Origin of the sequence: Streptomyces caelestis (genome assembly GCF_001279005.1) — a bacterium.
Taxonomy (GTDB): Bacteria; Actinomycetota; Actinomycetes; order Streptomycetales; family Streptomycetaceae; genus Streptomyces; species Streptomyces heliomycini.
This window is the reverse complement of sequence record NZ_LGCN01000221.1, coordinates 84,439-97,702: the sequence shown is the minus strand read 5'-3', so window position 1 is coordinate 97,702 and position 13,264 is coordinate 84,439. Positions and strand designations below refer to the sequence as shown.

The 13,264-nt window shown below is 72.9% G+C and carries 13 protein-coding genes and 1 tRNA gene; 5 read left to right on the top strand and 9 right to left on the bottom strand.

Annotated features, from left to right (window positions below):
- The coding region (locus tag ADK41_RS27445; protein ID WP_106979496.1) for a pentapeptide repeat-containing protein at nucleotides 1-675 on the bottom strand (675 nt) is incomplete at its 3' end.
- A 234-nt stretch (nucleotides 676-909) separates the two neighbouring features.
- On the opposite strand from ADK41_RS27445, the gene ADK41_RS27440 reads away from it, so the two are divergent.
- The gene (locus tag ADK41_RS27440) at nucleotides 910-1,797 is read left to right on the top strand and encodes an aminoglycoside phosphotransferase family protein (RefSeq protein ID WP_078662024.1); all 888 of its coding nucleotides are present in this window, start codon (nucleotides 910-912) and stop codon (nucleotides 1,795-1,797) included.
- A gap of 36 nt (nucleotides 1,798-1,833) precedes the next feature.
- On the opposite strand, the gene ADK41_RS27435 is transcribed toward ADK41_RS27440, so the two are convergent.
- Nucleotides 1,834-1,907 (bottom strand) — tRNA-Thr (locus tag ADK41_RS27435).
- A 90-nt stretch (nucleotides 1,908-1,997) separates the two neighbouring features.
- Entirely contained in the window at nucleotides 1,998-2,408 is a 411-nt protein-coding gene (locus tag ADK41_RS27430) for a DUF3224 domain-containing protein (RefSeq protein ID WP_030829261.1), read from the bottom strand.
- 83 nt (nucleotides 2,409-2,491) lie between these two features.
- Here ADK41_RS27430 and ADK41_RS27425 point away from each other — a divergent pair, with 83 nt between their 5' ends.
- The 4 genes from ADK41_RS27425 to ADK41_RS27410 all read left to right on the top strand — a co-directional run bounded on the left by ADK41_RS27425 (nucleotide 2,492) and on the right by ADK41_RS27410 (nucleotide 6,336).
- Nucleotides 2,492-3,472, top strand: coding sequence for a helix-turn-helix transcriptional regulator (locus ADK41_RS27425; protein WP_030829264.1), 981 nt, complete (start codon nucleotides 2,492-2,494; stop codon nucleotides 3,470-3,472).
- A gap of 209 nt (nucleotides 3,473-3,681) precedes the next feature.
- Nucleotides 3,682-4,770, top strand: a complete 1,089-nt coding sequence (locus tag ADK41_RS27420; RefSeq protein ID WP_030829267.1) for an ABC transporter ATP-binding protein — start codon at nucleotides 3,682-3,684, stop codon at nucleotides 4,768-4,770.
- A gap of 184 nt (nucleotides 4,771-4,954) precedes the next feature.
- Nucleotides 4,955-5,398, top strand: coding sequence for a hypothetical protein (locus tag ADK41_RS27415; protein ID WP_030829270.1), 444 nt, complete (start codon nucleotides 4,955-4,957; stop codon nucleotides 5,396-5,398).
- 206 nt (nucleotides 5,399-5,604) lie between these two features.
- Complete coding sequence (locus ADK41_RS27410; protein WP_030829273.1) at nucleotides 5,605-6,336, top strand: nucleotidyltransferase family protein; 732 nt, start codon at nucleotides 5,605-5,607, stop codon at nucleotides 6,334-6,336.
- A 263-nt stretch (nucleotides 6,337-6,599) separates the two neighbouring features.
- On the opposite strand, the gene ADK41_RS27405 is transcribed toward ADK41_RS27410, so the two are convergent.
- The 6 genes from ADK41_RS27405 to ADK41_RS27380 form a co-directional block, all read right to left on the bottom strand.
- Nucleotides 6,600-8,219 carry a DoxX family protein gene (locus ADK41_RS27405; RefSeq protein ID WP_078662021.1) on the bottom strand — a complete coding sequence of 540 codons (1,620 nt, stop codon included), beginning with the start codon at nucleotides 8,217-8,219 and terminating at the stop codon, nucleotides 6,600-6,602.
- Between the two features lie 262 nt (nucleotides 8,220-8,481).
- Nucleotides 8,482-9,423: a 23S rRNA (guanosine(2251)-2'-O)-methyltransferase RlmB gene (gene rlmB / locus ADK41_RS27400; RefSeq protein ID WP_030829280.1), complete on the bottom strand. Its 942-nt coding sequence runs from the start codon at nucleotides 9,421-9,423 to the stop codon at nucleotides 8,482-8,484.
- A 158-nt stretch (nucleotides 9,424-9,581) separates the two neighbouring features.
- Nucleotides 9,582-10,982, bottom strand: coding sequence for a cysteine--tRNA ligase (gene cysS / locus ADK41_RS27395; protein WP_030829284.1), 1,401 nt, complete (start codon nucleotides 10,980-10,982; stop codon nucleotides 9,582-9,584).
- Between the two features lie 147 nt (nucleotides 10,983-11,129).
- Nucleotides 11,130-11,624 (bottom strand): 2-C-methyl-D-erythritol 2,4-cyclodiphosphate synthase, encoded by a 495-nt coding sequence (ispF, locus tag ADK41_RS27390; RefSeq protein ID WP_030829287.1) that lies wholly within the window; start codon nucleotides 11,622-11,624, stop codon nucleotides 11,130-11,132.
- Nucleotides 11,614-12,387 carry a 2-C-methyl-D-erythritol 4-phosphate cytidylyltransferase gene (gene ispD, locus ADK41_RS27385; protein WP_030829290.1) on the bottom strand — a complete coding sequence of 258 codons (774 nt, stop codon included), beginning with the start codon at nucleotides 12,385-12,387 and terminating at the stop codon, nucleotides 11,614-11,616. Before ispD ends, ispF begins: the two co-directional genes overlap by 11 nt.
- Nucleotides 12,388-12,717: 330 nt before the next feature.
- Complete coding sequence (locus ADK41_RS27380; RefSeq protein WP_003953493.1) at nucleotides 12,718-13,200, bottom strand: CarD family transcriptional regulator; 483 nt, start codon at nucleotides 13,198-13,200, stop codon at nucleotides 12,718-12,720.
- Between the last annotated feature and the right edge of the window lie 64 nt (nucleotides 13,201-13,264).

Genomic DNA, 13,264 nt, shown 5'->3' with positions numbered 1-13,264 from the left:
CCCCTCCACCCCGATCCCCAGCTCCCCCGCCAGCACCGGCGCCAGGTCCAGCAGCTGGGCCGTGCTGATCACCGCCCCCGACAACCGGTCCACCCCCCGCGCGATCTCCAGCGGCGCGGCCCCGCGCAAATCCACGTCCTTCAGCGTGACCCCCGACAGGTCCGCGTCCTTCAGCGCGCAGTCCACGAACTCCACCCGCTCCAGCCGGGCGCCGCCGAAGTCCGGCTCCACCAGGACACACCCCTCGAAGACCACGTCCTTGAGCCGGGCCGAGCGCAGGTTCAGGAAGTCGATCTTCCCGCCCCGGATCAGCACCCGCTCCAGCGCCGCCCCGTGCAACTGCGTCCCCCCGAGCCGCGCGTCGGTCAGCTCGACGTCGCGCAGGGTCGCCCCGGCCAGATCGGTGCCCACGCCCCGGACCCCGGCCAGCACCGAGTCCAGCAGCCGCGCCCGGGACAGCCGCGCCCCGTCCAGCACACACTCCGTCAGCGCGCAGTCCATGAAGCGCGCCCCGCCGCCGTCCTGCCCGGTGAGGTCGGCCTCCCGGAACTCCACCCCGTCGTAGTCCCCGTCCGGCTCCAGCCCACCCCCCTCGTACCGCTCCAGCGCGGGCAACCGCAGCTCCGGGCGGCGCGCCGCCTTCACTCCCGTACCGCCCACCGCTCTCCTCGCCATGGCCCCATGGTGCACCCCGGCACTGACACCCCGTCCGACCCGCGAAGACACCGCGCACGTCACACCGGCCCCGGACCCGGGACGACGCGCGGGGCGGACGGCTCCGACCCGGCCCGCACCCCCGAACCGCGCGCCCCCACCGAGACCGCCGCCGCCCACCGGGCCCCGAAGAACAGGGGGCACGACCGGAAAAGTCGTTCTGGAACCGTGGCGGGCGCCACTACCGTGCACGGGGTGATCGACGTCCCCGCGGAACTCGCCGCCACCCAGGAGAAGTACAACAAGGAGGCGGGCCGCGCCTTCATCGCCGCCCTCCCGGACCTCACCACATCCTTCCTGCGCCGCTGGAACCTGCGCGTCACCGGGACGCCCATGCACGGCGTGAGCGCCCTGGTCCTCCCCGTCGACCGCGCGGACGGCACCCCCGCGGTGCTCAAGCTCCAGATCCGCGACCACGAGAGCGAGGGCGAACCGACCGCCCTGCGCCTGTGGAACGGCGACGGGGCGGTCCGCCTGCTCGACCACGACGAACCCACCGGCACCATGCTCCTGGAACGCCTCGACGCCTCCCGGATGCTCGCCCACCGGCCCGACGCGCACGAGGGCGTCCTGGTGATCGCCCGCCTCCTCGCCCACCTGCACACCACCCCGGCCCCCGCCGGCATGCGCCGCCTCGGCGACATCGCCCGGTCCATGCTGGAGCGGACCCCCGCGGCCCTGGACCGCATCCCGGACCCGGCCGCCCGCAGCCTCGTCGCCGACTGCGCCGCCGCCGTGCGCGAGGTCGCCGACGAGCCCGGCGACCGCCTGCTCCACTGGGACCTGCACGACGAGAACGTCCTCGCCGCGGACCGCGCCCCCTGGCTCGCCATCGACCCCAAACCCCTGGCCGGCGACCCCGGCTTCGACCTCTGGCCCGCCCTCGCCAACAACTTCGACGCCGACGACATCGCCTGGCGCTTCGACGCCATGACCGACGTCCTCGCCCTGGATCGCGCGCGGGCGCGCGCGTGGACGTACGGCCGGGTGCTGCAGAACTGCCTGTGGGAGGTCGAGGAGGGCCGCCCCCTGGACGAGGCGGACCTGGAGATCGCGCGCCGCCTGCGCGGCCGTACGGCATGAAGAACCCCAGGTCAGGACTGACCTGGGGTGTCACTGAGCCCCCTGTCGGATTCGAACCGACGACCTACGCATTACAAGTGCGTTGCTCTGGCCAGCTGAGCTAAGGAGGCGCCGCGCGGCGCGCGCGAAGGCTGGTCCACTGTACACAGAGCCGGTTTCGCCGAGCCACGCACTTGGGGGAGGAGATGAACCCCGCCCGCTCACTCCAGACCGTACTCGAAGGTGTACGCCACCTTCGTCTCCCCGTGCCGGTAGGTGAACCCGCCCGTGCCGCGCAGGCCGGTCAGCTCCCCGGTGCCCGAGCCCTCGACGACCTCGAAGCCGCAGTGGACGGTGCCGTCGTCCTCGAAGCGGCCGCGCTCCTCCAGGACGAAGGCGCCGGCGCGGCCGTCGACCCGGCCGGCGACGAGCTCCATTCCGGCGAAGGCGCCGGCTTCGCCGGCCAGGTAGGTGATCGCGTAGTCGCAGGTGGTGGCCTCGGCCTCGATACCGCCCGAGAAGGCGTTGGTGACCGTGGCGTTCGCCAGCCGGGGGAGGCCGTCCTCGCCGGTGACGGCGCTCTCCTTCCAGTCGGCGAAGGTGAAGTGGCCGGTGGTCCTGGTGGTGGGCATGGGTGTTCCCTTTCGGTGTGGCCGACGGTGTGCCTCCACTCTTCCGGCCGTACCTGACACCTTCTGTCAGGTACGGCGGGACAATGGCTCCCGTGCGCGCCGACCGGCTTCTCTCCCTGCTCCTGCTGCTGCAGAACCGCGGCCGGATGACCGCCCCCGAGCTGGCGGCCGAGCTGGAGGTGTCGGTGCGCACCGTGTACCGGGACATCGAGGCGCTCGGCGCCTCCGGGGTGCCGGTGCGGGCCGAACGCGGGCCGGAGGGCGGTTACCGCCTGATGGAGGGTTACCGCACGCGGCTCACCGGGCTGACGGACGCGGAGGCCGGTTCGCTGGTCCTCGCGGGACTGCCGGGAGCGGCCAGGGACCTGGGTCTCGGCGCCGTGCTGGCGAGCGCCCAGCTGAAGATGGAGGCCGCCCTGCCGGGCGAACTGGCGGAACAGGCGCGGCGGGTGCGCGAACGGTTCCACCTGGACGCGCCGGCCTGGTTCCGGGACGCCGACCCCGTGCCGTACCTGGAGCCGATCGCGCGGGCGGTGTGGGAGCGCAGGGTGCTCCGGACCCACTACCGGCGCTGGCGCGGCGAGGTGCACCGGGAGGTGCGCCCGCTGGGCCTCGTGCTGAAGGGCGGCATCTGGTACCTGGTGGCACTGGCGGAGGACACGGTGCGCACCTACCGGGTGTCGCGGTTCCGGGCGGTGACGGAGACCGGCGAGGGGTTCACCCGGCCCGCCGGTTTCGAGCTGGCCGCGTACTGGACGGAGTCCTCCCGGCGGCTGGAGGAGGCGACGCGGCAGGGCACGGCCCGGCTGCGGCTGTCACCGCGCGGGCAGAAGCTGCTGCCGATGCAGTGCGGGGCGGCGGGGGTGCGGGCGCTCGCGGACGCGGGGCCGGCGGACGGGCGGGGCTGGGTGGAGGTGGAGCTGGCCGTCGAGTCGGAGGCGGTGGCGACCGGTGATCTGCTGCGGCTCGGCGTCGAGGCGGAGGTGCTCGGCCCGGCGGGGCTGCGGGAGGCGGTCGCGGCGGCGGTGCGGGTGCTGGCGGACCGGTACGCGGCCGGGCGGTGATCCCCCTCGCAACCGGGCCGTCATCCCGGCGGTCGAAAGTTTCCGTGAAATTCACAGCCCTGGAACTACTGACAAGCAGATGAACGCCCGGTACCGTCCTGTGCCAGTTCACCCCTGTGGACCACACCACAACGGAACACCCGTCGTGGCATCACCTTCCTACTCGGATCGTCCGGCACGTTCCTGCCGGTAGAAGGGGACCATTCACCATGGCCACTGTCACGTTCGACAAGGCGACCCGGATCTACCCCGGTTCCACCAAGCCCGCCGTCGACGCGCTGGAGATCGACATCGCGGACGGCGAGTTCCTCGTCCTGGTCGGCCCGTCCGGTTGCGGCAAGTCCACCTCGCTCCGCATGCTCGCGGGGCTCGAGGACGTCAACGGCGGCGCCATCCGCATCGGCGACCGCGACGTCACGCACCTGCCGCCGAAGGACCGGGACATCGCCATGGTGTTCCAGAACTACGCGCTCTACCCGCACATGACGGTCGCCGACAACATGGGCTTCGCGCTCAAGATCGCCGGCGTCAACAAGACGGAGATCCGGCAGAAGGTCGAGGAGGCCGCGAAGATCCTCGACCTCACCGAGTACCTGGACCGCAAGCCGAAGGCGCTCTCCGGTGGTCAGCGCCAGCGTGTCGCGATGGGCCGCGCCATCGTGCGTGAGCCGCAGGTGTTCCTCATGGACGAGCCGCTGTCCAACCTGGACGCCAAGCTCCGTGTGTCCACCCGTACGCAGATCGCGTCGCTGCAGCGCCGTCTGGGCATCACCACCGTCTACGTCACCCACGACCAGGTCGAGGCCCTCACCATGGGCGACCGCGTCGCGGTCCTCAAGGACGGTCTGCTCCAGCAGGTCGACACCCCGCGCAACATGTACGACAAGCCCGCGAACCTCTTCGTCGCCGGCTTCATCGGCTCCCCGGCCATGAACCTGGTCGAGGTCCCGGTCGCCGACGGCGGTGTGAAGTTCGGCAACTCGGTGGTGCCGGTGCAGCGTGACGCGCTCTCCGCGACCAGCGACAAGACCGTCACCGTGGGCGTCCGCCCCGAGCACTTCGACGTGGCCGGCGCCGGCTCCGACCAGGGTGTCGCCGTCACCGTCAACGTCGTCGAGGAGCTGGGCTCCGACGCGTTCGTCTACGGCACCGCGCAGCTCGGCGGCGAGTCCAAGGACATCGTCGTCCGCGTCGGCGGCCGTGACGTCCCGGAGAAGGGCAGCGTGCTGCACGTCGTGCCGCGCGGGGGCGAGACCCACGTGTTCTCGACGTCGACCGGTGCGCGCCTGTCCGACTGACGCTGTCGCGTGGAAGGGCCCCGCAGTTCGCTGCGGGGCCCTTCGCGTTGTCGACACATACCCCGGCACACCGGCTCGTTTCGAACGGCATACGTCAACACACCGCCCGGAGTTTCGGGTTCCGTGTCCCCCGTAACGGTGACGGAATGTTTTCTTTCCACTACCGGGCGCTACCCTCACTCGCGTGAAGCACTCCACTAACCGTCAGACGCGTCGCGGCCAGGGCCCCGCCCGCCGGATCGGCCGCTCCCTCGCCTTCGTCCTGCCCGTCGTCCTGGTGTTCTCCGGGACGCTCGCGGTCGCGCAGGTCAACTGGTCGGGGACCCCCTCGAGCCCCGTGCTCACGGTCGCCTCCGGCGTGTCCTCCCGCGCCGACGCCCGGGCGCCGCAACACGTGCTGCGGGACAAGCTGCTGGTCGAACTGCAGGAGGAGAACCCGGGCGTGGCGCTCACCCACCTCCAGCAGGCCGTGAACGACCGCCCGTCGCTGGCGAAGCACTGCGCGTCCATCGCCCGCGCCCTCGGCAAGGCGGCGGTCCGCGTCTACGGCCCCACCAAGGCCCAGTCCTACGCCCGTCCGGTCTGCGACACCTCCTTCGCCTCGGGAGTCACCACGGCCAACAGCTGACCACTGCCGCCTCCGCCCTCCGCCCTCCGCGGGCAGTCGTGCCGCAGAGCGACACGGGTGGGCTCTGGGGGACGCCCTCAGGGGAAGGCGCCCCGCAAGCGCCGGGCCGTGCGAACACCCCCGGCGCACGGCAACACGGGGCACCCCATGACGCGTCGGCCCGCACCCACGCCGGACCCTCCGCAACCGCCGCGTAAAGTGCGGGCATGACCGATCCGCGTGCCGTCGCCCGCCCCGTACAGGCCGTAGTCCTGGCCGGAGGCCAGGGATCCCGGCTTCGTCCGTACACCGACGACCGCCCCAAGCCGATGGTCGAGATCCCCGGCACGGGAACCCCGATCATCGGCCACCAGCTCTCCTGGCTCGCCGAGGAGGGCGTGACGGACGTGGTGGTCTCCTGCGGTCACCTCGCCGAGGTCCTGCAGGAGTGGCTGGACACCGCCGACCTGCCCCTCTCCGTCACCACCGTCGTCGAGACGGAGCCCCTCGGCCGCGGCGGCGGCCTGAAGTACGCCGCCGCCCGCCTCCCGCACCCGGACCGGTCCTGGTACGCCACCAACGGCGACATCTGGACCCGTTTCTCGCTGCGCGACATGGCCGACTTCCACACCGAGCGGGACGCCGTCGCGACCCTCGCCCTGGCCCGCCCGCGCATCCCGTGGGGCGCGGTGCGCACGGACGGCTTCGGTCACATCACCGACTTCATCGAGGCCCCGCCGTCGGCCTTCGAGGTCAACGCGGGCGTGTACGTCTTCTCCCCCGAGTTCACCGACCTGCTCCCGGAGCGCGGCGACCACGAGCGCACCACGTTTCCGCGTCTCGCGCGCGAACGGCGCCTGGCCGGCTTCCCGATCCCCCAGGGCTCCTACTGGCGCGCGATCGACACCGCGAAGGACCTGTCCGAGGCGGCCAAGGAGCTGGCGGCACAAGGCCGCTGACGTTTTTCCGCCCCTCGCCACACCGCTGGACGGAGCTGCTCGGCCCGGAGAAGCGCGTCGATCGTCCGGACGCCGGGGGGCCCTTCCTCACGGTGGGCGTCCCCGGCCGTGCTCCGGAGTTCGTCCTGTGGCCGTACGCGGCGTCCGCGGCGTCCGCGGCGTGGTCGGCCGGGCGGACCGGCCGGCCGTAGCCGCCGTCCGACGGCAGTGGGGTCCCGCACGTCGTCCGTGCGGGACCCCACTGTCGTACGCGGGTGGCCGTCCTATCCCAGGAGACCGCCCACCAGCCCGGGTTTTCCGGAGGAGGAGCCGCCGTTGCCGCCGCTCGGTGTGCCGCTGCCGCCGGAGGCGTCGGCGCCGCCCGAGGTCGGGCCGGAGCTGGTGCTCGGCGCCTGGCCGACCGGGGAGGACTGCTGGGGCGGGGCCTGGCCGACGCTGCCCTGGGTCTGGCTGGGCGTGCCGGTGGTCGCGCCGGCGCCCTGGGTCGCGCCGGGGGTGGTGGCGCCGGCGGACGGGCTCGCCTCCTTTGAAGCGGCTTCCCGGGTGGGCGAGGTGGAGGCGGAGGGGGTCCGCTTCTCCTTCTGGCGCTCACCGGGCTCCTCCGGCAGCGGGGAGCCCGGAAGCTCGTTGCGCGGGGCCTCCCCGGGCCCGGGGACGACCACGCGGTCGGCGTCCCGTACGGCGCCGCCGAGCAGTGAGCCGACGAGCATGCTGAGCCCGCAGACCACGAAGGTGATCAGGGCTCCGCGGCGCAGTACGTACCGGCGCAGGTCCCAGAGGTCGGCGCGGGGGCCGAGCCGGCGCCAGGCCCCGGCCGCGAGGCGGCCGTCGACGGAGTAGACGGGGGCGCCCGCGATGATCAGCGGCGACCAGGCGGCGAGGTAGATGATGTCGGGTGTCTCGTAGGCGGGGACGCTCTTCCAGCTGACGGTGACCAGCAGCGCGGCCGAGAGCGTCGCCCCGACGACGGCGGCCAGGCGCTGCCAGCAGCCGAGGGCGGTCAGGACGCCGACGACGATCTGCGCGAAGGCGATGGCCAGCCCGGAGCCGACGGGGTGCTCGAGGGCGAACTGGCGCAGTGGTTCGGCGACTTCCCAGGGGTGCAGGGTGTGCAGCCACTTGACCATGGAGCCGCGCTTTCCGCCCTCGAAGTAGAGGGGGTCGCACAGCTTGCCCATTCCGGCGTAGACGGAGATGCCGCCGAGGAAGACGCGCAGCGGGAGCAGGACGACGCCGAGGTTCATCCGGCGCCCGGGGTAGTAGGCGTGCCGGGCCGGGTCGTCGCCGTGCCGCCTGGCGTGCCGGCCGGTGTCCTCGGACTCGTCGGCGCAGGCGTAGGCGGGTTCGTCGTAGGCGCTGCCGACCGGGCGCATCGGGGGCAGCAGGGGTCCGTCGGCGGGGCGGCGCTGGGCGCCGACGAACGGGGTCTCGAGGGGCTGGGTGTCCGGGTCGTCGGCGGGGTCGTACCCGGCGCCGGTGCGCGGGATGACCCGGGTGGCTCCGACGTCGGCGAGCGGCTCGTCGGCGTGGCGGACGCCTTCGTGCCGTACGGCCTGGAGCAGTCGGTGGGCGCCGGTGTCGTCGGGCGCGGACCGGCCGCTCCAGACGACGGGCCGGCGGCGGGCGCCGGCCTGGCCCGGCGTGCCCACGGTGGTGACGACGGGGATGCGGGCGGTGTCCTCGGCGGCGCCGAGGTGCCGTGCGATCCGCGGCGACGGGGTGCGCCGCGCCGAGGCGCCCAGCTGCACGCGGAAGCTGGCGTGATTGACGATGACCTGCGCCGGATCGCTCGGCACCTTCACCATGCTCAGCGCGGGAGCGTCGTCGAGTCCCGACGAGCGGTCCCCCGTGGGTGTGCGGGGTGTTCTGGTGTCCACACTCATCTAACCGAGTGACACGGCGTTAGGACACTGCCGTGACCCGCCGGAAGTGTCCGGACCGCGTCAAGCCTGCCCGGACCGCCCGGAACACCCCGTACGGGCGACCTCGACGAACGCCCGTTCACCCCCGCCGACGCGCCACCCCACGTACAGCACGACGCCCGCCGCCACACCGGCGGCACCCCCCGACCGCCGCACTCGCACGCTGCGCGGCTGCGCACGGCTGCGCCGGCCTCCGACCGGCGTCCTCCCCCGGCCTTCGGAATCAGGCCCGCCGACGCGCCGCCTCGTACAGCACGATGCCCGCCGCCACACCGGCGTTGAGGGACTCCGCGCCGCCCGGCATGGGGATCCGCACCCGGAAGTCGCAGGTCTCGCCGACCAGTCGGGAGAGCCCCTTGCCCTCGCTGCCGACGACGACGACGACCGGCCCGCTCAGCGCCTCCAGGTCGCCGAGCTCGGCCTCCCCGTCGGCGGCCAGGCCGACGACCGTGATGCCGGCCTTCTGGTACGCCTCCAGCGCGCGCGTCAGGTTGGTGGCGCGGGCGACGGGCGTGCGGGCGGCCGTGCCGGCGGACGTCTTCCAGGCGCCGGCGGTCATCCCGGCGGCGCGCCGCTCGGGCACGACGACGCCGTGGCCGCCGAAGGCGGAGACGGACCGGACGACGGCGCCGAGGTTGCGCGGGTCGGTGACCCCGTCGAGGGCGACGATCAGCGGGTCCCGCCCCTCGTCGTGGGCGTTCGCGACGAGGTCCTCGGGGTGCGCGTACTCGTACGGCGGGACCTGGAGGACCAGGCCCTGGTGGTTCAGGCCGTTGGTCATGCGGTCGAGTTCGGGGCGGGGGGCCTCCATGAGGTTGATCCCGCCGCGCTCGGCCGCGAGCTGGAGCGCCTCGCGCACCCGCTCGTCGTTGTCGATGAACTGCTGGACGTACAGCGTGGACGCGGGCACGCCCTCGCGCAGCGCCTCGACGACCGGGTTGCGGCCGACGACGAGTTCGGAGGTCGAGCGGCCCCCGCCGCGCCGCTGCGGGGTGCGGCCCACGGCGCGGCGCGCCTTCGCCTGGGCGGCGCGCTGCTTGGCGTGGCCCTTGCGCATCTCGGCGGGCGGCGTGGGTCCCTTGCCTTCCAGGCCCCGGCGCCGCTGGCCGCCACTGCCGACCTGCGCGCCCTTCTTGCCGGACATGCGGCGGTTGTTCGCGGCCATGAGGTATCCGTCTCCATGAGGTCGTGGGTGGTGCGTATGTGCGTACGTCTGTGAGGTGTGGCGGTCCGCCTGTGCGCCGGTCCGCCTATGAAGTGTGCCGCCCGGAGGCCCGGACGGCACAGTCGATCTTCGGATGCCGGGGTCGACAGGGCCGGCCCTCAGCGCGGGCCGAGGCTCCAGCGCGGCCCCTGCGGGCCGTCCTCGATCACCAGACCGGACCGGCCCAGCTGGTCGCGGATGGCGTCCGCGGTCGGCCAGTCCTTGCGGGCGCGGGCGGCCTCGCGCTGGTCGAGGACCATACGGACGAGGGTGTCGACCACGCCGTGGAGGTCCTCGCCGCGGTCGCTCCCGCCGGCCCAGTGCGGGTCCAGCGGGTCGAGGCCGAGCACGCCGAGCATGGCGCGGACCTCGGCGAGGCGCGCGACGGCCTCCTCCTTGTCGTCGGCGGCCAGCGCGCTGTTGCCCTGCCGGACGGTGGTGTGGACGACGGCGAGCGCCTGCGGGACGCCCAGGTCGTCGTCCATCGCCTCGGCGAACGCGGGCGGCACCTCGGCGGCGGGTTCGACGACGCCCCCGGCCAGCTCCGTCACGCGCTGCACGAAGCCCTCGATCCGCGTGAACGCGGACTCGGCCTCGCGCAGGGCCTCCTCGCTGTACTCGATCATCGACCGGTAGTGCGGGGTGCCGAGGTAGTAGCGCAGCACGACGGGCCGCCAGCGCTTGACCATCTCGCCGACCAGCACGGAGTTGCCGAGCGACTTCGACATCTTCTCGCCGCTCATGGTGACCCAGGCGTTGTGCACCCAGTAGCGGGCGAACTCGTCGCCGTAGGCCTTGGCCTGGGCGATCTCGTTCTCGTGGTGCGGGAAGATCAGGTCGAGGCCGCCGCCGTGGATGTCGAAGACGCTGCCGAGGTACTTGTGCGCCATGGCCGAGCACTCCAGGTGCCAGCCGGGACGCCCGCGGCCCCACGGCGTCTCCCAGCTCGGCTCGCCGGGCTTGGCCGCCTTCCACATCGCGAAGTCGCGCGGGTCCCGCTTGCCGGTCTCGCCCTCGCCGGACGGCTGGAGCAGGTTGTCGAGCTCCTGGTTGGACAGTCCCAGGTACTCGGGGAACGAGGCGACGGCGAAGTACACGTTGCCGTCGGCCGCGTAGGCGTGCCCGCGCTCGATGAGGCCGCGCATCATCTCGACCATCTCGGTGATGTGGCCGGTGGCGCGCGGCTCGTAGGTCGGGGGCAGGCAGCCGAGGGCGCGGTAGCCGTCGGTGAAGGCGCGCTCGTTCTCGTAGCCGATGGACCACCAGGGGCGGCCCTGCTCGGCGGACTTTGTGATGATCTTGTCGTCGATGTCGGTGACGTTGCGGACGAACGTCACCTCCAGGCCGCGGTACTCGAACCAGCGGCGCATGATGTCGAAGTTCAGGCCCGAGCGGATGTGCCCGATGTGGGGCGCCGCCTGCACGGTGGCACCGCACAGGTAGATCGAGACGCAGCCCGGCCGGAGCGGGGTGAAGTCACGGATCTGCCGGGCGCTGGTGTCGTACAGGCGAATGGTCACGACACCAGGGTAGTAGGCGTGGGGGCGTGCGGTGCGCCTCCGGCGGTTTCGACGACATATGTCACGCGCGGGCCGGTGGGTGCCTGTCGCGCCCATGCGGCGGAGCCGCGTGTCCGGCGCGGCCCCGCGCCCCTCCGGTCGGACGGCTCACCCTTCTCGTACGACCAGCGCCGTCGCCACCGCCATGAGGCCCTCTTCCCTGCCCGGGAAGCCCAGGCCGTCGGTCGTGGCGCCGGAGACCGAGACCGGGGCGCCCGCCGCCTCCGAGAGGAGCCTCTGGGCCTCCTCCCTGCGCTTGCCGATCTTCGGGCGGGGGCCGACCACCTGGACGGCGATGTTGCCGATGCGGAAGCCGGACTCCCGGACGATGCGCGCGGCCTCCGTGAGCAGGGTGACGCCGGAGGCGCCCGACCACTCGGGGCGTCCGGTGCCGAAGTGCCGGCCCAGGTCGCCGAGGCCGGCGGCGGAGAAGAGGGCGTTGCAGGCGGCGTGGGCGACGACGTCCGCGTCGGAGTGGCCGGCGAGGCCGGGGCCCTCGCCCTCCCACTTCAGGCCGGCGCACCACAGTTCGCGGCCGTCCTCGAAGGCGTGGATGTCGGTGCCGATGCCGACCTGGGGCAGGGGGTACGCCTCAGAAGCCATCGTTGTGCCTCCTGCGGGCCAGGACCGCCTCGGCGAGGACCATGTCGAGGGGGCGGGTGACCTTGAAGGCCTCCTCGTGCCCGGGGACGGTGACGACGGTGAGGCCGAGCTGTTCGACCATGCTCGCGTCGTCGGTGACGTCGCCGCGCACCGTCTCGTGCGCGCGCACGAGGGTGGCCCGGTCGAAGCCCTGCGGGGTCTGCACCGCCCGCAGCAGCGACCGGTCCGGGGTGGCGACCACGGGTTCCGGCTCGCCCGGGGCGGCGGGCTCGACCTGCTTGACGGTGTCGGCGAGCGGCAGTGCGGGCACGACGGCGGGCGCTCCGTCGCGCACGGCCTCGATGACGGCGTCGACGGTGTCCACGGGGACGAGCGGGCGGGCCGCGTCGTGCACCAGGACGATGTCGTAGCCGGGCGGCAGCGCGTCCAGGCCGAGCTTCACGGACTCCTGGCGGCTCTCACCGCCGGGGACCACGACGACGTCGGTGCGCTCGGGCAGCGCGTGCGCGTCGAGCAGCGACCTGACCTCGGGGGCGCCGTCGGGCGGGGCCACGACGACGACCAGGGAGACGGCGCGGGAGTCGGCCATCGCGTGGACGGCGTGGATGAGCATGGGCATGCCGCCCAGCACGCGGAGCGCCTTGGGGGCGCCCGGACCGAGGCGTACACCACGGCCGGCGGCCGGGATCACGGCCGCCGTGCGGGCGGTCGTGCGGCCGGATGCGGGGTTCGTCGACGGCGGGTGGAGCGGATCGGCAGACATCGGTTCCTGTCAGGTTTGTGTGCTCGGCCTACGTGGGTATGGCCTGGGCGTACCCCCTGCTCCCGGAGCGGGGGCAGTGCCGGGCGTTCCGCCTTGACCAGCCCCTTCCGTGATTCTGGTCGAGTCGACCGCCCGGGCCCGGTACGCCAGGGGTGGGGACGTGAGTCATGACACATTCCCCGGCGCGACGCAAGTGCAACGTGGTCGAGGCGTCCGGGTGCGGACATGCCGCAGCGCCCGGCGACGTCCATGACGTCATCGGGCACCGCGGCATTTCGATGTGCTGAGAGTGGGCTGCGCGCTGCGACCGCGAGCCGCACCCCAGGAATCTCAGGAGGCGAGCACCTCGTCGAGCAGGGCCTCGGCCTTGTCCTCGTTGGTGTTCTCCGCGAGGGCGAGCTCGCTGACCAGGATCTGACGCGCCTTCGCGAGCATGCGCTTCTCACCGGCGGAGAGTCCGCGCTCGCGCTCACGACGCCACAGGTCACGCACGACTTCCGCGACCTTGATGACATCGCCCGAGGCGAGCTTCTCCAGGTTTGCCTTGTAACGACGGGACCAGTTCGTGGGCTCCTCGGCGTACGGAGCGCGCAGCACCTCGAAGACCCGGTCCAGCCCGTCCTGACCGACCACATCACGTACGCCGACGAACTCCGCATTGTCCGCTGGCACACGTACCGTCAGGTCGCCCTGGGCGACCTTCAGCACCAAGTAGGTCTTGTCCACGCCTTTGATCTGGCGAGTTTCGATAGCCTCGATCAGCGCGGCCCCGTGATGGGGATAGACCACGGTGTCGCCAACCTTGAACGTCATGTGACAGGTACCCCTTCCGTGGCTATCCAGGGTAACACGGATACGGCGTCTTCTGAATGGCGTT